The 20,299-nt window shown below is 69.8% G+C and carries 19 protein-coding genes; 11 read left to right on the plus strand and 8 right to left on the minus strand.

The genetic code is table 11. The features are described from left to right. Nucleotides 1-3: 3 nt before the first annotated feature. Nucleotides 4-1,401, minus strand: coding sequence for a glycerophosphoryl diester phosphodiesterase membrane domain-containing protein (locus tag AB6V29_RS10295; protein ID WP_369358461.1), 1,398 nt, complete (start codon nt 1,399-1,401; stop codon nt 4-6). A gap of 164 nt (nt 1,402-1,565) precedes the next feature. Here AB6V29_RS10295 and mtrA point away from each other — a divergent pair, with 164 nt between their 5' ends. The 5 genes from mtrA (at nt 1,566) to raiA (ending at nt 7,110) form a co-directional block, all read left to right on the plus strand. Beyond that, nucleotides 1,566-2,246 carry an MtrAB system response regulator MtrA gene (gene mtrA / locus AB6V29_RS10300; RefSeq protein ID WP_136586990.1) on the plus strand — a complete coding sequence of 227 codons (681 nt, stop codon included), beginning with the start codon at nt 1,566-1,568 and terminating at the stop codon, nt 2,244-2,246. A 7-nt stretch (nt 2,247-2,253) separates the two neighbouring features. After that, entirely contained in the window at nt 2,254-3,939 is a 1,686-nt protein-coding gene (gene mtrB, locus AB6V29_RS10305) for an MtrAB system histidine kinase MtrB (protein WP_369358465.1), read from the plus strand. Next, on the plus strand, nt 3,936-5,594 hold the full coding sequence (locus tag AB6V29_RS10310) for a GerMN domain-containing protein (RefSeq protein WP_369358466.1): 1,659 nt from the start codon (nt 3,936-3,938) through the stop codon (nt 5,592-5,594). Before mtrB ends, AB6V29_RS10310 begins: the two co-directional genes overlap by 4 nt. 91 nt (nt 5,595-5,685) lie before the next feature. After that, nucleotides 5,686-6,354: a ComF family protein gene (locus tag AB6V29_RS10315; RefSeq protein ID WP_369358468.1), complete on the plus strand. Its 669-nt coding sequence runs from the start codon at nt 5,686-5,688 to the stop codon at nt 6,352-6,354. 93 nt (nt 6,355-6,447) lie between these two features. Next, a complete protein-coding gene (gene raiA / locus AB6V29_RS10320; RefSeq protein ID WP_210072082.1) occupies nt 6,448-7,110 on the plus strand; it encodes a ribosome-associated translation inhibitor RaiA in 663 nt (220 codons plus the stop codon). Nucleotides 7,111-7,191: 81 nt separating this feature from the next. Here the strand turns inward: raiA and AB6V29_RS10325 are convergent, their stop codons facing one another. Continuing rightward, nucleotides 7,192-8,499, minus strand: coding sequence for a hypothetical protein (locus tag AB6V29_RS10325; protein WP_267786401.1), 1,308 nt, complete (start codon nt 8,497-8,499; stop codon nt 7,192-7,194). 184 nt (nt 8,500-8,683) lie between these two features. On the opposite strand from AB6V29_RS10325, the gene secA reads away from it, so the two are divergent. Together secA and AB6V29_RS10335 are read left to right on the plus strand one after the other, a co-directional pair. Then, nucleotides 8,684-11,479, plus strand: coding sequence for a preprotein translocase subunit SecA (gene secA / locus AB6V29_RS10330; protein ID WP_267786402.1), 2,796 nt, complete (start codon nt 8,684-8,686; stop codon nt 11,477-11,479). A gap of 150 nt (nt 11,480-11,629) precedes the next feature. Continuing rightward, nucleotides 11,630-12,856 (plus strand): pyridoxal phosphate-dependent aminotransferase, encoded by a 1,227-nt coding sequence (locus AB6V29_RS10335; protein WP_324289882.1) that lies wholly within the window; start codon nt 11,630-11,632, stop codon nt 12,854-12,856. Between the two features lie 29 nt (nt 12,857-12,885). Here AB6V29_RS10335 and AB6V29_RS10340 read toward each other — a convergent pair whose 3' ends face one another. After that, nucleotides 12,886-13,320: an Rv3235 family protein gene (locus AB6V29_RS10340; RefSeq protein ID WP_307315598.1), complete on the minus strand. Its 435-nt coding sequence runs from the start codon at nt 13,318-13,320 to the stop codon at nt 12,886-12,888. 138 nt (nt 13,321-13,458) lie between these two features. Continuing rightward, on the minus strand, nt 13,459-13,740 hold the full coding sequence (locus tag AB6V29_RS10345) for a helix-turn-helix domain-containing protein (protein WP_369358473.1): 282 nt from the start codon (nt 13,738-13,740) through the stop codon (nt 13,459-13,461). A gap of 223 nt (nt 13,741-13,963) precedes the next feature. Here AB6V29_RS10345 and AB6V29_RS10350 point away from each other — a divergent pair, with 223 nt between their 5' ends. Continuing rightward, a complete protein-coding gene (locus tag AB6V29_RS10350) occupies nt 13,964-15,460 on the plus strand; it encodes a sensor histidine kinase (protein ID WP_210072077.1) in 1,497 nt (498 codons plus the stop codon). A gap of 74 nt (nt 15,461-15,534) precedes the next feature. On the opposite strand, the gene AB6V29_RS10355 is transcribed toward AB6V29_RS10350, so the two are convergent. Then, on the minus strand, nt 15,535-15,783 hold the full coding sequence (locus tag AB6V29_RS10355; RefSeq protein ID WP_013583608.1) for a WhiB family transcriptional regulator: 249 nt from the start codon (nt 15,781-15,783) through the stop codon (nt 15,535-15,537). 212 nt (nt 15,784-15,995) lie between these two features. On the opposite strand from AB6V29_RS10355, the gene AB6V29_RS10360 reads away from it, so the two are divergent. After that, nucleotides 15,996-16,376, plus strand: coding sequence for a histidine kinase (locus AB6V29_RS10360; protein ID WP_267786410.1), 381 nt, complete (start codon nt 15,996-15,998; stop codon nt 16,374-16,376). Nucleotides 16,377-16,441: 65 nt separating this feature from the next. Here AB6V29_RS10360 and bcp read toward each other — a convergent pair whose 3' ends face one another. The 3 genes from bcp to aroA are packed head-to-tail and all read right to left on the minus strand — an operon-like array spanning nt 16,442 to nt 19,328. Further along, nucleotides 16,442-16,915 (minus strand): thioredoxin-dependent thiol peroxidase, encoded by a 474-nt coding sequence (gene bcp / locus AB6V29_RS10365; protein WP_210072075.1) that lies wholly within the window; start codon nt 16,913-16,915, stop codon nt 16,442-16,444. Further along, a complete protein-coding gene (gene rsgA, locus AB6V29_RS10370) occupies nt 16,912-17,976 on the minus strand; it encodes a ribosome small subunit-dependent GTPase A (RefSeq protein WP_267786413.1) in 1,065 nt (354 codons plus the stop codon). Before rsgA ends, bcp begins: the two co-directional genes overlap by 4 nt. A 14-nt stretch (nt 17,977-17,990) precedes the next feature. Beyond that, the gene (gene aroA / locus AB6V29_RS10375; protein WP_267786415.1) at nt 17,991-19,328 is read right to left on the minus strand and encodes a 3-phosphoshikimate 1-carboxyvinyltransferase; all 1,338 of its coding nucleotides are present in this window, start codon (nt 19,326-19,328) and stop codon (nt 17,991-17,993) included. Nucleotides 19,329-19,440: 112 nt separating this feature from the next. Here aroA and AB6V29_RS10380 point away from each other — a divergent pair, with 112 nt between their 5' ends. Both AB6V29_RS10380 and AB6V29_RS10385 read left to right on the plus strand, forming a co-directional pair. Continuing rightward, nucleotides 19,441-20,043, plus strand: coding sequence for a sigma-70 family RNA polymerase sigma factor (locus tag AB6V29_RS10380; protein WP_267789379.1), 603 nt, complete (start codon nt 19,441-19,443; stop codon nt 20,041-20,043). Continuing rightward, a complete protein-coding gene (locus AB6V29_RS10385) occupies nt 20,040-20,282 on the plus strand; it encodes a zf-HC2 domain-containing protein (protein ID WP_210072072.1) in 243 nt (80 codons plus the stop codon). The genes AB6V29_RS10380 and AB6V29_RS10385 overlap by 4 nt, the downstream gene beginning before the upstream one ends. Nucleotides 20,283-20,299: the final 17 nt, after the last annotated feature.

Consider the following 20,299-nt stretch of genomic DNA (forward strand, 5'->3'; position numbering starts at 1 on the left):
GGATCACGCGTCGCCGTTCGAGCCGGGGGCGGCCCACGTCGTCTGCGCCCGATCCGGAGCGGGAGGCGCGGGCGGTGCCGCGGGGGACTCCTGCGACACCGCGGGGGCCGTGGGGGCGGGGAACGTGTGCGGGGCGGGCGCGGCATACGGCGGGGTCGCCGATGCGGCCGCGGGGGGCGGGGGGCCGTAGCCCGGGGTGGGCTGCTGCTGGGGGGTCGCGGAGCCCTGCGGCACCGCACCGTACCCTCCCGCCGCGGGGGCGCCGTACCCTGCCGGTGCGCCGTACCCGGCGTTCCCCGACGGCGGCCCGTAGCCCGCGAACGCCGGGGGAGCCCCGTAGGGCACCGGGGCAGGGCGCTCGACGATGCGGCCGACGCCCACGAGATACGGGTCGCTCAGCTCGGTGGTGCCGGAATCGCGCGCCTCGACGTACGACTGCAGGTCGTGGTCGAGGCCCTCGACGCGCATGCGGGCGTCGATGTAGACGAGCACGGCGGAGGTGGACTGCACCACGAGAGCGATGCACTGCACGAGCAGGATGCCGAACTGCCCGACGACCTGCAGGACGATGACGCCGACGACGGCGCCGGCGCCGCTCTCGCCGGTGGGGGCGACGATCGACGGCACGAAGCCGGCGAAGAGGCTGAGGGGAAGCGAGATGATCTGAGCGACGACGCCGAAGGCGAAGGAGATGACCACGACGACGCCGAGCGTCGACCAGAAGCGTCCACGGGTCAACTGCCACGACCGTGCGATCGAGCGGAAGACGGGTGCCCGCTCGAGGATGATGACGGAGGGGACGAGGAACAGCTTGGGCGTCAACCAGAGATAGAGCGGGATGAGCGCGAGGAAGAACAGCACGCCGACGAGGGCGCCGACCCAGGTCGCGGCGATGACCAGCAACGCCACGATCCCCGCGAGCACCCCGACGAGGATCACCACCGCGCCGACCGTGAGTGCGCTGTAGCCGACCAGGCGCCAGAACACCGGGCGCACCCGCGCCCAGACGGCCCGGAGGGACGGCTTCTCGGCGACCACCGCGTGCGCGACCTCGGCGACGACGATGCCCTGCACGACGACCCCCAGCACCCCGGAGAGGATGCCGAGCACGAGAGCCGCGACGGCGGTGAGGGCGACCGAGCCCGCGAGGATCGCGTCGTAGTCGTCGCTGCCGTAAGCAACGGTGTCGAGCCGGGAGAAGCTGGCGATGGCCACCCCGGCGATCGCCGCCGTCACGATGATGTACGCCACGGCCTGCACCGCGAGGGCGAAGCCCAGCAGCACCTTCGGATTGTGCCGGAGAGCGACGAACGATCGGCCCAGGATCGTGCCGAACCCGAAGGGGTGCAGCGGAACGATCCCCGGGCGTGATGCCGGAGTCCAAGCCGGGTACGCGGTCATGTGGGGCCCCTCCTGGTCACATGGCGGTGACCTCATCGTGTCACACACCCCCGACACGCACGCCTGTCGTGCAGGCAGGTCGACTACTCTCGATGGGACGTGCCCCTACTCGGGGCGTAGTGCCCGTCCCCGAGCGGGTTTCGAGACGGAAGACGTACACCCGAATGACTTCACGGATCCTGGTTGTCGATGACGACACCGCGCTGGCCGAGATGATCGGCATCGTGCTGCGCACCGAAGGATTCGACACGGTGTTCTGCGCCGACGGTGCGCAAGCGGTGGACGCCTGGCGCACCGAGCGCCCCGACCTCATCCTGCTCGACCTCATGCTCCCGGGCGTCGACGGCATCGAGATCTGCACGCGCGTTCGCGCGGAGTCCGGCGTGCCGATCATCATGCTCACGGCGCGCACCGACACGGCCGATGTGGTCAAGGGGCTCGAGTCGGGCGCCGACGACTACATCATGAAGCCCTTCAACCCGAAGGAGCTCGTCGCCCGCATCCGCACGCGCCTGCGCCCCGTGCAGGCTCCGGTCGATGAGACGCTGCGCATCGGCGACCTCGTCGTCGACGTCGCCGCGCACGAGGTCCGCCGCGGCGATGCCCCCATCGCCCTGACCCCTCTCGAATTCGAGCTCCTCGTCGCCCTCGCCGAGAAGCCCCAGCAGGTCTTCTCCCGAGAGATGCTCCTCGAGCAGGTATGGGGCTACCACTACAAGGCCGACACCCGCCTGGTGAACGTGCACGTCCAGCGTCTGCGCGCGAAGATCGAAGCCGATCCCGACAACCCGCGCATCGTGACCACCGTGCGCGGCGTGGGCTACCGCGCCGGCGCGGTGGCCTGAGCCCCTCATGACGGGCGCGGTGCGCACCCTCCCGCGGCAGCGGGTACGGGGATGGCGCGATTGGCGCGTGGTGCGCGATCGTCTGGCGACGCTGTGGCGTCGCTCGCTCCGCTTCCGCACGATCGTGCTGACGGTGACGCTCACCGCCGTGACCATCCTCGTCACCTGCGTCGCCATGGCGCTCGTGATCCAGAACGAGTTGTTCACGGCCCGCAAGGATCAGGTGCTGCTCGAGGCCCAGCGCGCCACCGCCGCAGCCCAGGCGACCCTCGACGCCGCCGTCGACTCGACCGATCCGGCCGCGGCGCAGACCCTCATGAACGGCATCGCGACGCGTCTGTCGCAGCAGTCCTCGAGCGATCTCATCGCCCTCTACCGCATCGGACCGCCCTCCCCGCTGGCTCCGCAGCCGTTCATCTCCCCGGCTTTCGAGTCCGGCATGGTCACCGACGCCCTGCGCACCCAGGTGCAGTCGAGCCCCGATCTGCAGTGGTGGCAGTCCGTGGCGCTCCCCGCCGACGACGGCCGCGAGGTGCCCGGCATCCTGGTCGGTCATCAACTGCGCTTCCCCGCGGAGGACGGGGTCGACTCGTACGAGCTCTACATGGGGTACGACCTCACGAGCGCCTCGCAGACTCTCGCCTTCGTGCAGGTGCTGCTGTGGGTGGTGGGCCTCGTGCTCGTGCTGCTGATCGGTGCGATCGCGTGGTTCGTCCTGAGATCCGTGACCACACCGATCGCGGATGCCGCCGAGACCAGCGCCAAGCTCGCGGCGGGCGATCTCGGCGTACGGCTCCCGGTGCGCGGCGAGGACGAGCTCGCCACCCTGAACCGCTCGTTCAACGCGATGGCCGACAGCATCGAGTCGCAGATCAAAGAACTCGCCGACCTCTCGCTCGTGCAGCAGCGCTTCGTCTCCGACGTGTCGCACGAGCTGCGCACACCCCTCACGACGATCAAGCTCGCCGCCGACATGATCAACGACCAGCGCGAGGAGTTCGATCCCGCGACCGGTCGCGCCGCGGAGCTGCTGCACGCGCAGGTGCAGCGATTCGAGGTGCTCCTCACCGACCTGCTCGAGATCAGCCGCTACGACGCCGGCTCCGTCCAGCTCGAGCTCGAGGCGACGAGTCTGGCCCATCTGGCCGAAGACGTCATCCTCTCGATGCAGCAGCTCGCAGAGGGGCACGGCTCCGACGTGCGCCTCGTCGCCCCGGGCGGCTACACGCCGGTCGACATGGACGCCCGACGCATCCGCCGGATCGTCCGCAACCTTCTCGGCAATGCGATCGAGCACGGCGAGGGGCGCCCGATCGTGGTGTCGGTCGACAGTGATCGGGATGCCGTTGCCCTCGGCGTCCGCGACTTCGGCCTGGGCATGCTGCCCGACGACGTGGAGCGCGTCTTCGACCGCTTCTGGCGAGCCGACCCCTCGCGTGTGCGCACCATCGGCGGTACCGGCCTCGGTCTGTCGATCGCCCTCGGCGACGCCAAGCTGCACGGCGGTACCCTGTCGGTGTGGTCCGAGCCCGGACGCGGGTCGAACTTCGTGCTCACGCTGCCGCGAGCCGGTCAGCCGGTCAGCAGTTCGCCCCTGCCCCTCGTGCCCGACGACGAACAGGGCGGAGCCCTCGAAGCCCTGGGCCTGACGCAGCCCATCTCGACCCGGCCCGGAGTGAGGAAGACGACATGAGACGCGCCCTCGCCCTCGTCAGCCTCGCCCTGGTGCTCGCGCTGACCGCGTGCACGGGTCTGCCGACCTCCGGCTACGTCAATCCCGGGCGCGGCCCGCAGGTCGACGACACCCAGGCCTTCGCCTTCGTCCCCGATGGACCGCAGGACGACGCCTCTCCCGCCGAGATCGTGGAGGGGTTCCTGCGCGCCGGTTCCGGCCCCGCCGACGACTGGGCCACGGCGAAGCTCTTCCTGGCGTCCGGGACGCAGTGGGACCCCCGCGCCCGCGTTACCATCGACCGCCTCGCCGATCGCCGCGCCGTCGCGAACGCCGTCGGCACCGGCGTCACCGTCTCGCTCACCACGGTGGCGGGGGTGGATGCCGACGGCGCCTACGCCCCGACGGCCTCGGGCACCGCGGAGTCGCTGTCGTTCACCCTCGCGCGCATCGACGACCAGTGGCGCATCACCTCGGCTCCCGACGGGGTCGTGCTGTACGAGGAGGTGTTCCCGACCGTCTACCAGTCGGCATCCATCGCGTACTTCGACCCCACGTGGAGCTTCATCGTGCCCGACGTCCGCTGGTTCCCCCGGGCGCTCGTGGCCAGCCGCGTGGCGACGGCCCTCGTCGACGGCCAGCCCAGCGCGTGGCTCGCCGGTGCGGTCAAGACGGCGTTCCCCGACGAGCTCTCCCTCGTGGGCCGTTCGGTGACGCTGTCCTCGAGCGGCGTCGCCCAGGTGCAGTTGCCGCGCACCGCGCTGAGTCTGGATCGCACGACGCTCGACCGGATGCAGACGCAATTGTCCAAGAGTCTGGTCACGGCCGGTATCAGCGAGGTCCAGATGACGGTGGAGGGCACCCCGGTACCCGCCTCCGAGGTGTCGGTGCGCGTCACCCGGGTCGATCCTTCTCCCGCGGTGCTCACCACCGCCGGCGTGTTCGGTGCGCTCGCCGGAGACACGGTCGAAACCCTCGGCGGGCTGTCCGATGCGATCGAGTCGCTCGCGCCGGCCTCGGTCGAGCTCGAGGCCGACCGGAGCCTCGCGGCTGTCCGTACTCAGCAGGGGAGCGTGGCGAGTGCACTGGCCGACGGACGCACGTTCCTGCTGGACGACCGCCCCGGGTTGATCGCCCCCACGATCGACGCCGAGGGCGCGATCTGGAGCGTGCCCAGCTCCGCGCCGACGCAACTGCGTGCCATCTCCGCCGAGGGCGTTCCGCGCAACGTCGGCAACGCCTGGCCCGACGCCTCCGAGATCAGCGCGATGCAGATCTCGCGCGACGGGACGCGGGTGGCGGCGATCGTCACGGTTTCGGGTACGCGCGAGGTATGGGTCGCCGGCATCGAGCGCGAGGGCGGCGCGGTCGACCTCGGCGTCCCGCACGTGCTGTCGTTCTCTCAGCAGGGCGCTTTCGAGCTGGCCTGGCTCGACGACACCACGGTGGGAGTCCTCGCCGACGTCGACGGCGCCGGCCGCCTGCGCGAGCTCAACGTCGGCGGGCGAGGAACCGAGGCCGCGGCTCCCGACGGCGCCACCACCCTCGCCGCGGGGAGCACGAGTGTGCGTGTGCTCGACAGCGCCGGGCGCCTGTACAGCCGGCGCGGAAGCTCGTGGACGCTGGTGGCCACCGATATCCGTGTGCTCGCCGCCCAGCAGGGCACCACCTCCTGAGGCTCCTCCCCACCCCGGGTATGCGGGGCGTTCTCCCCGAGTGGGGCTTCGGCGCGTGCGCGCGGCGGCGGGCCCCGGGCACCCTGGGCGCATGTCGCTTCACGCTGCGCTCACCCGCTCCTTCCGCGACGCCCTGACGTTCTGGTTGCCCGTCTCCTGCGCGGGCTGCGGCGTCGTCGATTCGGACCTGTGTCGCGGATGCCGTGACGCCCTGAACGCCAGGCGGATCCGGCGCCCCATTCAGCCGGGCCTGTCCGTGACGAGCGTCCTCGTCTTCGAGGGCGTGGCGGCCCGCGTCATCCGCGCGATCAAGGAGGAGGGCCGCACCTCTCTCGCCCGCGAGCTCGCCCCGGCGCTCGATGAGCTGCTGCGCCTGTCGGTGCCCGCCGGTGCCGTCCTCACCACCGTCCCGGGCACGCGCGCGGCATTCCGCCGTCGCGGGTTCCGACCGCTCGACGTGCTGATGCGCCGCGCGGGGTGGAGGCACGAGCGGCTGCTGCGGGTGGCCCGTGCCACCGACGACCAGAGGGGTCTCGGACGCCGCGCGCGACGAGAGAACGTCGGGGGAGCGTTCGTGAGCCGACCGATCGCGGGCGGCACGGTCGTGGTCCTCGACGACGTCGTCACCACGGGGGCGACCTTGGCCGAGGCGGCGCGCGCCCTCCGTGCCGCGGGAGCCGACGAGGTCGTCGCCCTGGCGCTGGCGGACACGCCGCGTCGAAGGAGCTTCGAAGGTGAATCCCGGGTGATTGAGACGTGACACGGCGGTGTCGGACTACTAGCGTGGGGATGACTGAAGGCGACGGATGTTCCGCCCTTAGACCGGGCGGAACCCGGAACAAGGAGGTCACTGATGGACACCAACATCGTCGGAGTGGGAGTCGGTATCACCGACCGTTTTCGCTCGGTCGTCGAAGAGAAGGTCAGCCGCATCGAGCACCTCGCGCCTCGCGCTCAGGCGCTCGAGGTCAAGGTGACTCATCGCTCCTATCGCAACGGTCGTCTGGAGGACGACACGGTCGAGCTCACGCTCGACGGCAAGGGCCCGGTCGTTCGTGCGGAGGCGACCGACACCGACAAGTTCGCGGCTCTCGATCTCGCGGTCGACAAGATCTCCGAGCAGGTGCGTCGAGCGAAGGACAAGCGCATCGATGCCCGCAACCACCCCCGCGGTGCGAAGTTCGAGAAGGGCACCGGCGAGCTCTCGGGTATCGACGTCGAGCCCGCCTCCGTCGAGGTGCTGCGCGCCGTCGCGACCGGTTCGATCCCCGTGCAAGAGGCCGGGGCCGAAGAAGAGGACTACTCTCCCGTCGTCATCCGCCAGAAGGAGTTCGGTCCCGAGTGGATGACGGTCGAAGACGCCGTCGACCGCATGGAGCTCGTCGGCCACGACTTCTTCCTCTTCATCGACGCCCGCACCGACCACCCGAGTGTCGTTTACCGACGCAAGGGCTGGGACTACGGTGTGATCGCCCTCGCGACCCAGGCGGCACCCGCCGTCGAGGTCGCATCCTGACCTGAGAACGCCACGAAGCCCCCGGTCCTCGGACCGGGGGCTTCGTCGTGCGGGCGATGCCGCGGGCGCAGACGCCCGCGCTCAGCCGTCGAAGATGTCGCCGAGCAGAGAGCCGATGACGAGACCGCCGAGCATGCCGCCGACCATGTTGCCGCCGCCCATGCCGCCTCCCCGACCGTAACCGCCTCCCCGGCCGTCATTGCCCCAGTCGTTCGGGCGGGATTGCTCGATGTCGCGCTGGGCGATCTGCAGGGCCTCGGATGCCAGTGCCCCGGCGCGTCGTGCGGTGGCGAGCGCCGTCTCACGCTGGTCCTCGGGCACGGGGCCCAGCGGCAGACCCGCGCGCAGCCGCTCGGCCTCGACGAAGCGCGTGCGAGCATCGGCTCCGATCCAGCCCCGATGCCCGGTGATGAGGCCGCGCGCGACGGCGATCTGGCGGTCGGCATCGTCGATGGCGTGCTCCACCTGATCCTGGGAGGGGACGGGGCGGGCCGCCCGCTCGCGAGCGAGGTCGAGATCCGCGTTGGCCTGCCGCAGCGACGACAGAGCCTGGAAGGGGTCGCTGCGGGTTCCCGAGGCGGGGAGGGCCGTGAGCGCCTGCTGAAGCGCGGCCATCGCCTGGGTGACGGCGGGGGTCTGCGCTCCCAGACGCGCCTCGATGAGGTCGTTGCGCGAGTCGTCGACCACGGCGGCGAGGGTGGACTCGGCGCGGAGGGCCTCGATCTCGAAGGTGTCCACGGCATCCAGGAGCGATTCGGCTCGACGAGCGGCCTCGGTGGCGGCCTCGAGGGCGACGGAGGCCTGCTCGCGCTGGCCCGCCTCGCGTCGACGTTCCGATACGGCGGCGGTGTGCACGGCGAAGTCGAGGAGCTGCTCGATCTCTTCGGGGTTGCCGCCGATCTGCGCGAGGGCGGAGTCGCTGTACCGGCGGGAGAGCCTGTCGACGACCTCCCGGGCGTTGGGGATGCGCTGCGCCAGCCGCTCACGGTCGGCTCGCACGCGAGCCAGCGTCTCGGGGGCGCGGCGCACCGCGTCGATCTTGGGCTGCAGAACCTGGGTGCGCTCCTCGAGCAGGTCCTCGGCCCATTGCGAGAGCTGGACGATGCGCGCATTGCGCGTGCGCAGCTCTTCTTTCGTGTCGGGGATCTCGTCGTGGTTGAGCTGATGCAGCTGGAACGCCTCGGCGAGGTGGGTTCGTACGGAATCGAGAGCCGCCGCGAGGTCTTCCGTCGCCTTGTCGCCGAGCTCGGCGCGGGCGAAGTCGAGCTCGTCCGAGGTCAGGCGGACACGCTCGTCGGCCGCGACGATCGCAAGCTCCGCTCGGCGTGCCAGATCGGCATCCGCCGCGTCCTGTTCTTCGCGCTTCCTCTTGCCCCAGAAACCGGCCATGGCTCGATCCTAGGCGTCGCCCTCGCCGCCGTCGCCGTGTGTTCGCTGCGGGCGCGCTGCCCCGCGATCGGATTGTGGCTCGCTCGCAGGTCACGAACGGGTAACACGGATAGCATGGGCGATGTATGCCTGTTCGCAGGCCGGCGTCCACGCGGGCGCCGCACCCGACAGATGGAGATGCTTCGTGGCCAATCCGCTCGAGAAACTGCTGCGCGCCGGCGAGGGCCGCATCCTGCGCCGACTGCAGGGCGTCGTGAAAGCGACCGGAGCGCTCGAAGAGGACTACGAGCAGCTCACCGACGACGAGCTGCGCAACGAGACGGTCGAGCTGCGCGCCCGCTACGAAGCCGGTGAGACGCTCGACCAGCTCATGCCCGAGGCGTTCGCGGCCGTCCGAGAGGCCGCCAAGCGCACGCTCGGACAGCGCCCCTACGATGTGCAGATCATGGGCGGCGCGGCCCTTCACCTGGGCAACATCGCCGAGATGAAGACCGGTGAGGGCAAGACCCTGACCGCCGCTCTTCCGGCCTACCTCAACGCCATCGCGGGCCAGGGCGTCCACGTCATCACGGTCAACGACTTCCTCGCGAGCTATCAGTCCGAGCTCATGGGTCGCGTGTACCGCGCCTTGGGCATGACGACGGGAACGGTCGTCGCAGGTCAAACCCCCGAGGTGCGGCGTGAGCAGTACGAGGCCGACATCAGCTACGGCACGAACAACGAGTTCGGCTTCGACTACCTCCGCGACAACATGGCGTGGCGCAAGGAAGACCTCGTGCAGCGCGGTCACTTCTACGCGATCGTCGACGAGGTCGACTCGATCCTCATCGACGAGGCCCGCACCCCGCTGATCATCTCGGGCCCGGCATCCGGTGAAGCCAACCGCTGGTTCGCCGAGTTCGCCAAGCTCGCCCGTACTCTCGAAGCGGGCGTCGACTACGAGGTCGACGAGAAGAAGCGCACGATCGGCGTGCTCGAGCCCGGTATCGAGAAGGTCGAGGACTACCTCGGCATCGACAACCTGTACGAGTCGGCCAACACCCCGCTGATCTCGTTCCTCAACAACTCGATCAAGGCGATCGCGCTGTTCAAGCGCGACACCGACTACGTCGTCATGAACGACGAGGTCATGATCGTCGACGAGCACACCGGTCGCATCCTCGTGGGTCGCCGCTACAACGAGGGCATCCACCAGGCAATCGAGGCCAAGGAGGGCGTCCCGGTCAAGGCCGAGAACCAGACGCTCGCCACCGTCACGCTGCAGAACTACTTCCGCCTCTACGACAAGCTCGCCGGTATGACCGGTACCGCCGAGACCGAGGCGGCCGAGTTCATGTCGACCTACAAGCTCGGCGTGGTGCCGATCCCGACCAACAAGCCGATGATCCGCAAGGATCAGTCCGACCTCGTCTACAAGAACGAGACGGCGAAGTTCGCGCAGGTCGTCGAAGACATCGTCGAGCGCCACGAGAAGGGCCAGCCGGTCCTCGTCGGCACCACGAGCGTCGAGAAGAGCGAGTACCTCTCGCGCCTGCTGGCCAAGAAGGGCGTGCGCCACGAGGTTCTCAACGCCAAGAACCACGCTCGCGAGGCGGAGATCGTCGCGCGCGCGGGTCGTCTGGGTGCCGTCACCGTCGCCACCAACATGGCCGGCCGCGGTACCGACATCATGCTCGGCGGTAACGCCGAGTTCCTCGCCGTGCAGGAGATGAAGGCGAAGAACCTCGATCCCGTCGAGACCCCCGAGGCCTACGAGTCGGAGTGGGACACCGTCTACCAGAGCATGCGCGACACCGTGGCCGAAGAGGCCGCGAAGGTCGTCGAGGCCGGCGGGCTGTATGTGCTGGGTACCGAGCGCCACGAGTCGCGCCGCATCGACAACCAGCTGCGCGGTCGTTCGGGCCGTCAGGGCGACCCCGGTGAGAGTCGCTTCTACCTGTCGCTGACCGACGACCTGATGCGTCTGTTCCAGTCGGGCGCCGCCGAGGCGATCCTCGCGCGCACGAACTTCCCCGACGACGTCGCGATCGAGTCCGGCCTGGTCTCGCGCGCGATCAAGAGCGCGCAGTCGCAGGTCGAGTCGCGCAACGCCGAGATGCGCAAGAACGTCCTGAAGTACGACGACGTGCTGAACCGTCAGCGCGAGGCGATCTACGCCGACCGTCGGCACATGCTGCAGGGCGACGACATCGCCGACCGCGTCCAGCACTTCATCGAGGACGCGATCACCGCCGTCATCGACGACCACACCGGTTCGGGCCACACCGAGTCGTGGGACTTCGACGCCCTGTGGACCGAGTTGAAGACCATGTACCCCGTAAGCGTCACGATCGACGAGGTCGTGGCCGAGGCCGGGGGCAACAAGGGCCGCATCACGCCCGAGGGACTGAAGCGCGAGATCATCTCAGACGCCCGTATCGCGTATGAGAACCGCGAGAAGGCCCTCGGCGAGCAGGCGCTGCGCGAGCTCGAGCGCCGTGTCGTGCTGCAGGTGCTCGACCGTCGCTGGCGCGAGCACCTCTACGAGATGGACTACCTCAAGGACGGCATCGGCCTGCGCGCCATGGCCCAGCGCGACCCGCTCATCGAGTACCAGCGCGAGGGGTACCAGATGTTCCAGTCCATGATGGGGCAGATCAAGGAGGAGTCGGTCGGCTTCCTCTACAACCTCGAGGTCGAGGTCCGAAAGGTCGAGGGCGACGAGGCGCAGGTCGAGGCCAAGGGACTCGCCCCGACGCCCGTCGAGACGCAGCGCCTCGAGTACTCCGCGGCGAATGACGCCGGAGAGGTCGAGGTTCGCAACGACCGCGGTCAGGTTCAGCAGGCGGCGACCAACCGTCTCCGCCAGGCCGAGCAGCAGGCCGAGCCCGCCGCCGAGCAGGCTCCTGCCGCCCGCGGAGCTTTCGGTCAGCGCGTGCCCTCGGGTGACGAGCCGGCCGCGAGCAACCGCGCCGACCGTCGCGCAGCCAAGAAGAAGTAAGCGCAGAACGGATGCCGCGCCCCGAGGTCGGGGGCGCGGCATCCGTCGTTTTCGAGGGCAGATCTCCGCCGCCTCGCCTGGGGCAGCCCTCGCCCGGCGGGGGCCACGCGGTGTCGATTGGCCGGATGCGGGCGGGGATATCCTGAACCGATGAGCCCGCTGCGCCCCCTCGACCAGTCATCCAAGCTGAAGGACGTCCTGTACGAGATCCGCGGGGAGGCCCTCGTCGAGGCCGACCGTCTGGAGGCCGAGGGTCACGCGATCCTCAAACTCAACACGGGCAACCCGGCGATCTTCGGATTCGAGGCGCCGCACCAGATCGTGCGCGACATGATCGCCTCGGTCCCCAACGCTCACGGCTACAGCGACAGCCGCGGCATCCTGTCGGCTCGGCGCGCGGTCGTCTCGCGCTACGAGCAGGAGCCCGACTTCCCGCACCTCGACCCCGACCACGTGTTCCTCGGCAACGGCGTGTCCGAGCTGATCACGATGACGATGCAGGCCCTGCTCGATGAGGGCGACGAGGTGCTCATCCCCGCCCCCGACTACCCGCTGTGGACGGCGATGACGAGCCTCGGCGGCGGCACCCCCGTGCACTACCTCTGCGACGAGCAGCGCGAGTGGCAGCCCGACCTTGAGGACATCCGCTCGAAGGTCACCCCCCGTACCAAGGCGATCGTCGTGATCAACCCGAACAACCCCACGGGAGCGGTGTACTCGCGCGAGATCCTCGAGGGCATCGCCGACATCGCCCGCGAGCACTCGCTGCTGCTGCTGGCCGACGAGATCTACGACCGCATCCTCTTCGACGACGCGGTGCACATCCCCATGGCCACGGTCGCCCCCGACCTGCTCTGCCTGACCTTCAACGGCCTGTCCAAGACCTACCGGGTGGCGGGATACCGCTCCGGCTGGCTCGCGATCACCGGCCCCAAGGAGCACGCGCAGGGCTTCCTGCACGGGATCAACCTGTTGGCATCCACTCGGCTCTGCCCGAACGTGCCGGCGCAGTTCGCCGTCCAGGCGGCGCTCTCGGGCGTGCAGTCGATCGATGCGCTCATCGCCCCGACGGGGCGTCTTCACGAGCAACGGGATGCCGCGTGGCAGGGCCTCGAGGCGATCCCCGGCGTCTCGTGCGTCATGCCGCGCGGTGCGCTGTATGCGTTCCCGCGCTTCGACCCCGAGGTGTACGAGATCCCCGACGACGGCAAGTTCGTGCGCGACTTCCTGCTCGCCGAACACGTGCTGCTCGTGCAGGGGTCGGGCTTCAACTGGCCCGCGACCGACCACGTGCGTATCGTGACGCTCCCCGAAGCCCGCGTGATCAGCGACGCGATCGAGCGCCTGGGGAACTTCCTCGCGTCCTGGCGCCCCTGACACACGCGCCCGGAGCGTGATCGCACGCGTCACAGCAGGCTGAGCGCCGTGATGCGCCATCGCCGTTCGATGGACTCGAGGCGCAGGGCCACCGCTCGGGTGCGCATGCGGCCCGACACGACGACCGTGGCTTCGATCGCGCCGTCTCGCGGGGAGAACAGGCGCACGCTTCGGATCTCGTGCATGACGCGGTACACCTGCACGCGTCGAGCGCTGCGCGCTCGCGTGGCCAGGCTCGTGCGCGTGAGCAGGGCTCGATAGACCTCCTCCGACATCCACCGGGCCAGCTGCTCCGGGTCTCGGACGCCGGCGACCACCTCGAGGATGCCGCGCACCATGTTGCCGACGAACACCTCGACCGGCGAGGGAGTCTCCGGGGACGAATTCGTCCCGAGGGCGTTCAGGTCGCACGCGTTCTGCGGCGCACATCGTGCGTCCTCGGGTCGCCGGGCTGCTTCGGGCATGGATCCTCAATCTGTCGGTCGTGCGTCCAGCGGGCGGGGATGACGCCGACAGTAGGCGTGGACACGCACACCCGGTGGGGCATTCGCTGTGGCTGTGGATTACTCGCCCGCGGGGTGAGATCGGGGAGGAGCGGGTGATCAGTCGTCGTGACGGACCACGCCGCGCCCCCGCAGCTCCGGGAAGCTGGCCGCTTGCGACTGCTGCCACAGGGCCGCGCGACGCGTGAGTTCGGCCTGCTCGTCGAGATAATCGTCGACGCTGTCGAGGTCGATCCGCCACCGCGGGGGAGACCCCACCGGGAGACCCCGGAGTCGTCCTTCGCGGATCAGAGATCGCACGTCTGCATGCGTGATCCCGAGTATTTCGGCGACGGCGTCCGGCGCCGCAAATCGTCCTCTGGGTGAGTCCCTTTCCGTCATGCGGTCATTATGTCCACCGTCCTGGGGACGCGGAGAAGTCACCCGCCACCCCGCCAGTCGTCCCGAGGCCGGCAGAATGCCCGCAACGGCAGGGGACTTATCGTCTGTGCGGTAGCCCCCTGACCTGTTTCCGTCGCCTCGAAATTCGCCCGGATCCTCACCCCTCGTCGGGAACGAGCCCGCGACGGCTGCCCGAGACGAGGGCTCCCCGTAGGGTGGAGGGGTGTCGACACTCAGTGAACTCGTCTACGCCCAGGGCCGCTCCAGCGAGGCGGACGTCGAGTGGCTGCACCGGCTGGCGGGCGACGGGCAGCTGCTGGCCGACCTGGCGTTCGCCGACATCGTCATCTGGGTCCCCACCCCCGACGACTCCTTCGTCGCTGTCGCCCACACGCGGCCCGGGGGAGCGGCGACGCTGTTCTACCGCGACATCGTCGGCGACCGCGTGCGTCCGCAGTGGCGTACCCAGGTGCGCGAGGCTTTCCAGAGCGGTCGCATCGTCGACTCGGCATCCCCCGACTGGTTCGAAGAGACGCCCACTCGCGTGCGTGCGGTACCGATCGTGCGCGAGCTCTCGCGCGAGGGGTACGCGGTCACGACGGTGGGTGTGCTGACCCGCCACACCAACCTCGGCGAGACGCGCACCCCGTCGCGGCAGCAGATCACGTTCAACGACTGCGCGGACGACGTGTTCGGAATGATCGCCTCGGCCGAGTTCCCCGACCTCTCGGCTCCCACCGCTCCGCGACGCGGTGCTCCCCGCGCCTCAGACGGGCTCATCCGCCTCGACGTCGACGGCATCACCACTTTCGCGAGCCCCAACGCCCTCTCGGCCTTCAACCGCATGGGCTTCGACGACGAGCTCGAGGGCGAGTCGCTGGCCGAGGTGACCGCTCGGATCCTTCCCGCCAAGCGCCAGGACGTCGACGAGTCGCTCCCCGTCGTGGTGAGCGGCCGCGCTCCCTGGCGAGCCGACATGGAGGCGCGCGGTGTGCAGGTGTCACTGCGCACCATTCCGCTGCGCGACCGCGGCACGCGCATCGGCGCGATCGTGCTCAGCCGCGATGTCACCGAGATCCGCCACCAGGAGCAGGAGCTCATCACCAAGGACGCGACGATTCGCGAGATCCACCACCGCGTCAAGAACAACCTGCAGACGGTCGCCTCGCTGCTGCGCATCCAGGCGCGCCGCACGCATTCCGACGAGGCGCGCGATGCCCTCACGCAGGCCATGCGTCGTGTCTCGGCGATCGCGGTGGTGCACGACACCCTCTCCGAGGGTCTCGCGCAGAACGTCGATTTCGACGACGTCTTCGCTCGCGTGCTCAAGCTCGTCGCCGAGGTGGCCGCGGCCCCGAACACCCGCGCTCGCACGCGGACCACGGGCAAGTTCGGAACGCTCCCCAGCCAGTTCGCCACGCCCCTCGCCCTGGCCCTCACCGAGCTCGTGACCAACGCCGTCGAGCACGGCCTCGCCGGGCAGGAGGGCGATGTCGAGATCGCGGCCGAGCGCAGCGGCGAAATGCTCGAGGTCAGCGTGCGCGACACCGGCGTCGGCCTGCCCGAGGGGCAGGTCGGCCGGGGGCTCGGCACGCAGATCGTCCGCACGCTCATCCAGGGCGAACTCGGTGGCACGATCGACTGGCACACGTTGATGGGCAGCGGCACCGAGGTCACGATCGAGATCCCGCTGCGCTACATCGGCGGCTCCGCGGCCTGACGCGCCGATCCCTCCACCTCGACAACGCGAAGAAGCCCGCCCCGAGAGGGGCGGGCTTCTTCGCGTGACTGTGGTCAGGAGGCGCGGCGGGCGCGAGCAGCGCGGCGCTTGAGCGCGCGGCGCTCGTCTTCGCTCAGACCGCCCCAGACGCCCGAGTCCTGACCGGACTCGAGGGCGTACTGCAGGCAGACCTCGGTGACGGTGCAGCGTGCACAGACCGACTTGGCCTTCTCGATCTGGTCGACCGCGGGGCCGGTGTTGCCGACCGGGAAGAACAGCTCGGGGTCGACGGTCAGGCAGGCTGCTTTGTCGCGCCAATCCATGGGGGTGCTCCTTGTTACAGAAAATTGGTCGATTCGGCACCGGGATTCGGGTCCGGTACCCTGGTGGGAACGCGAGCGATTGCTCGCCCCACTTCGCTGTGGGAGCACACGGCTTGTTCCATGCTCCCATAGCGATTCCGCCTGATCAAGAGGTAACCGGTAGGTTTCCAGATCGTAACGGCGCAGGTGCGCCCGCCGGGGAGGCTTTCCTGATGCCGATTCGTCTTGCGGCCGCAGCTCTCCTGGGGCTCGAGAGTGTCGGCATCCTGGCCCTCGCGGGCTGGCAGACGGTCGCCCTCATCGGCGGAGACACCGACTCGGCGGTCAGCTCGATCGCCCTCATCGTGCTCACCGTGATCGGCGCGGCCATCGTCGGCGCGTTCGGCGTCGCGACCGCTCGCGACGTCTCCGCCGGCCGATCGGGCGGGATCGTGACGCAACTGCTGATCCTGTCGGTGGCCATCGGCGCCGTCACGGGGGAGTGGGCGTCTCCCGGGATCGCCGTGCTGATCGCGGTCCCCGCTGTCGTCGGCCTGGTGCTGCTCGCCCTGGCGGTGCGCGCGGCGGCTCCGCGCCGCCGCGACGACGACTGACGCGTCGCCCTCACGAGAAGACCCCGCCTACCGCTGTCGCGGGGCGGGGTCGTGGTCGTCGCAGGTCAGGCTGCGGCCAGCCCCAGGTTCTTGCGCAGACGCGCCACGTGGCCGGTGGCCTTGACGTTGTACATCGCCTCGAGGATCTTGCCCTCCTCGTCGACGACGAACGTGGACCGCAGCACGCCGGTGATCGTCTTACCGTAGTTCTGCTTCTCGCCCCAGGCGCCGTAGGCCTCGTGGACGGCGTGGTCGGCGTCGCTGAGGAGCGGGAACGTCAGCGCGTCGCTGTCGCGGAAGGCGCGCAGCTTCTCGGGCAGGTCGCGCGAGATGCCGAGCACCGTGTAGCCGGCCCCCTGCAGCGAGGCCAGGCTGTCGCGGAAGTCGCAGGCCTGGGTGGTGCACCCCGGGGTCTGGGCCGCGGGGTAGAAGTAGAGGATCACGCGGCGGCCGCGGAAGTCGCCCAGCGAGACGGGGTGTTCGTCCTGGTCGAGGAGGGTGAAGTCGGGGGCGATATCGCCCTTTTCGAGATTCGTCACCCCTCCAGCCTAGAACGCTCGATGCCCTGGAACGTCGTCAGCAGCCGCTGCAGCGAGTCGAGCCGGGCGGCGGCTCCGGGTCCGAGGCGTCCGGACTCCACCGCCTCGATGATCGCGCAGTCGGGGGCATCGGGGAGGTGGGTGCAGCCGCGCGGGCACTCCTCGGCGACCTCGGCCAGATCCGTGAAGGCGCCGAGCACGTGGGCGGGGTCGACGTGGCCCAGCCCGAAAGATCGCACGCCCGGGGTGTCGATGACCCAGCCCGAGCCGTCGCGGCCGCGGTAGCGCAGCGACACCGCCGACGACGAGGTGTGGCGGCCGCGACCGGTGACGGTGTTGACGTGCCCGATCGCGCGCTCCGAGCCGGTGAGCGCGTTGACCAGGGTCGACTTACCGACGCCCGAGTGCCCGACGAACACGGTCGAGTGGCCGACGAGCGCCTCGCCGATCTCGTCAAGGGGCATCTCGCCCTGGGCGCTGGTGAACACCCGCAGGTCGAGTCCGACGAAGTGCGCGAGGAACTCGGTCGGGTCGGCCAGGTCGGTCTTGGTGACGACGAGCAGGGGGCGGATGCCGGCATCCAACGCCGCGACCAGATAACGGTCGACGAGACGGGCGCGGGGCTCGGGGTCGGCCGCGGCGACCACGACGAGCATCTGATCGGCGTTGGCGACGATCACGCGCTCGACCTGGTCGGTGTCGTCGGCGCTCCGACGCAGCAGAGACGTGCGCTCCTCGAGGCCGATGATGCGCCCGAGAGTGCCCTCGTCGCCCGAGAGGTCGCCGACGACGCGGGCGCGGTCGCCGTTGACGATGGGCTGCTTGCGGAGCTCGCGGGCGCGGGTGGCCAGCACCCGGCGCTCGTCGGGGCCGTCTTCGTCGACGAGCACCGTGTACCGGCCGCGGTCGACTCCGAGCACACGGGCGATCTGCGCGTCGGCGTGGGCGGGGCGTCGCTTGGTGCGGGGCCTGTTCGCCTTCGGGTTGGGACGCACCCGGATGGACGACTCGTCGTACCGGAGGTCGTCTTCGTCGTCGTCGGGATCGTCGAGCCAGCTCACGCGTCAGTCCCCGTTCACGGGCGCGAGTCGTCGAGCATGCTCTGCCACAGGCCCGCGAACTGGGGGAGCGTCTTGGCGGTCGTACCGATGTCGTCGATGCGCACGCCGGGCACGCGAAGCCCGATCAGGGCGCCGGTGGTGGCCAAGCGGTGGTCGTGGTGCGCTTTCCACTCACCGCCGGTCAGCGGCCGCGGGACGATGCGGATGCCGTCTTCGAGCTCGTGCGCCTCGCCGCCGAGCGAGCGCAGGTTGCCGACGAGGGCCGCGATGCGGTCGGTCTCGTGGCCGCGGATGTGGCCGATGCCGTGCAGCGTGGTCGGCCCGTCCGCGAAGGCGGCCAGGCCGAAGAGAGTGGGGGCGAGTTCGCCCGCCGCCGACAGGTCGAGTTCGACGCCCAGGATGCCGTCATCGCCGGCGGCCACGGTGAGGGCTCCGCCGCGGCGACTGACGCGGGCTCCCATCTCGGCGAGGATGTCGACGAGGAGGGCACCCGGCTGCGTGCTGTGCAGGGGCCAGCCCGTGACGGTGACCGAGCCGCCCGTGACCATCGCGGCGGCGAGGAACGGGGAGGCGTTGGAGAGGTCGGGTTCGATCGCCACGTCTTTCGCGCGCACGGGTCCCGCGGGCACGACCCACTCGCCGGGTGCGGGACGTTCGACGTGCACGGCACGGTGGGCGAGGGCCTCGACGGTCATGTCGATGTGCGGGATGCTCGGCAGGCGCGAGCCGACGTGGCGGAGGTGGAGTCCGACGTCGAAACGCGCGGCCGCGAGAAGAAGGCCCGAGACGAACTGGCTCGACTGGCTCGCGTCGATCTCGACCTCGCCGCCTCGCACGTGTCCGTGCCCGCGGACCGAGAAGGGGAGCGCCCAGTGGCCGCCGTCGTCGATGTCGACGCCCACGTCGCGCAGGGCGTGGATCATCGCCCCCATGGGGCGGTGCAATGCGCTCTCATGGGCGGTGACGCGCACGTCGCCCCGGGCGAAGCCGGCCACTGGAGCGATGAACCGCATGACGGTTCCCGCCTGCCCGCAGTCGATCGTGCCGTCGCCCGCGAAAGAGGAGGGGGGCGTCACCAGCAGGTCGGGGCCGAAAGGGGAGCCGGTGTCGATCTCGTCGATCCCGACGCCGAGCACGCGCAGCGCGTCGACCATGCGTGCGGAGTCGTCGGAGTGCAGGGGGCCGTGCAACGTGCCGGGGCCGTCCGCGATGGCAGCGAGGATCAGCTCTCGATTGGTCAACGACTTGGACCCGGGCACGGTGACCGTGGCATTCACGGGTCCGTCGGAGACGGGCGCGTCCCACTCACCGCGGGGACTGGCGGCGGAAGGGGAATACCCGAGGGGAGACATCGGTTCCTAGCCTACTGAAAGGGGAGGACACGTGACCGCACTTCTCGAACGCGACCGCTTGCCGCAGGCCATCCCGGTGGCCGTCGACATGCCCGACGTAGACTGGCGCGCGATGAACGACACCGCAGACGCCGGCCCGCAGGTGGAGCCCCGCGAACAGTTCGAAGAGCAGGCTCTGCCCTTCATGGATCAGCTGTACGCCGCAGCCATGCGCATGACGCGCAATCCGGCCGACGCGGCCGATCTCGTGCAGGAGACCTTCGTGAAGGCCTTCGGCTCGTGGGCCACGTTCACGCAGGGCACGAACCTCAAGGCGTGGCTCTACCGCATCCTGACGAACACGTACATCAACACGTATCGAAAGAAGCAGCGCGAGCCGTACCAGAGTGCGATCGACGACCTCGAGGACTGGCAGCTCGGCGGAGCCGAGTCGACCACCGCGAGCAGCGCCCGTTCGGCCGAGGCCGAAGCGATCGACCACATGCCGGCATCCGTCGTCAAGGACGCGCTGCAGTCGATCCCCGAGGATTTCCGGATGGCGGTGTACCTCGCCGACGTCGAGGGCTTCGCCTACCAGGAGATCGCCGACATCATGAAAACCCCGATCGGTACGGTCATGAGCCGTCTGCACCGCGGCCGGCGGCTGCTGCGCGACCTGCTGTCGGATTACGCCAAGGAGCGCGGCATCCAGGCCGCGACGGGAGAGAAGAAATGAGCGACTGCGGCTGCGACGAGGCGCGACGCGACCTCGAGGAATACCTCCGCAACGAGGTCTGTAAGACCCAGCACACCGATATCCGCGAGCACCTCGAGAACTGTCCCGGATGCCAGGACGAGGCCCTCGTGGCGCGCACGCTGACCGAGGTGGTCGCCCGTGCGTGCAAAGAGACGGCTCCCGACGAACTCCGCGATCAGGTGCTCTCGCGCCTTCGCGCCATTCAGGCGACGCACTGACGGCACCCGCGCCGGCC

Source organism: Microbacterium sp. 20-116 (genome assembly GCF_041079415.1).
Taxonomy (GTDB): Bacteria; Actinomycetota; Actinomycetes; order Actinomycetales; family Microbacteriaceae; genus Microbacterium.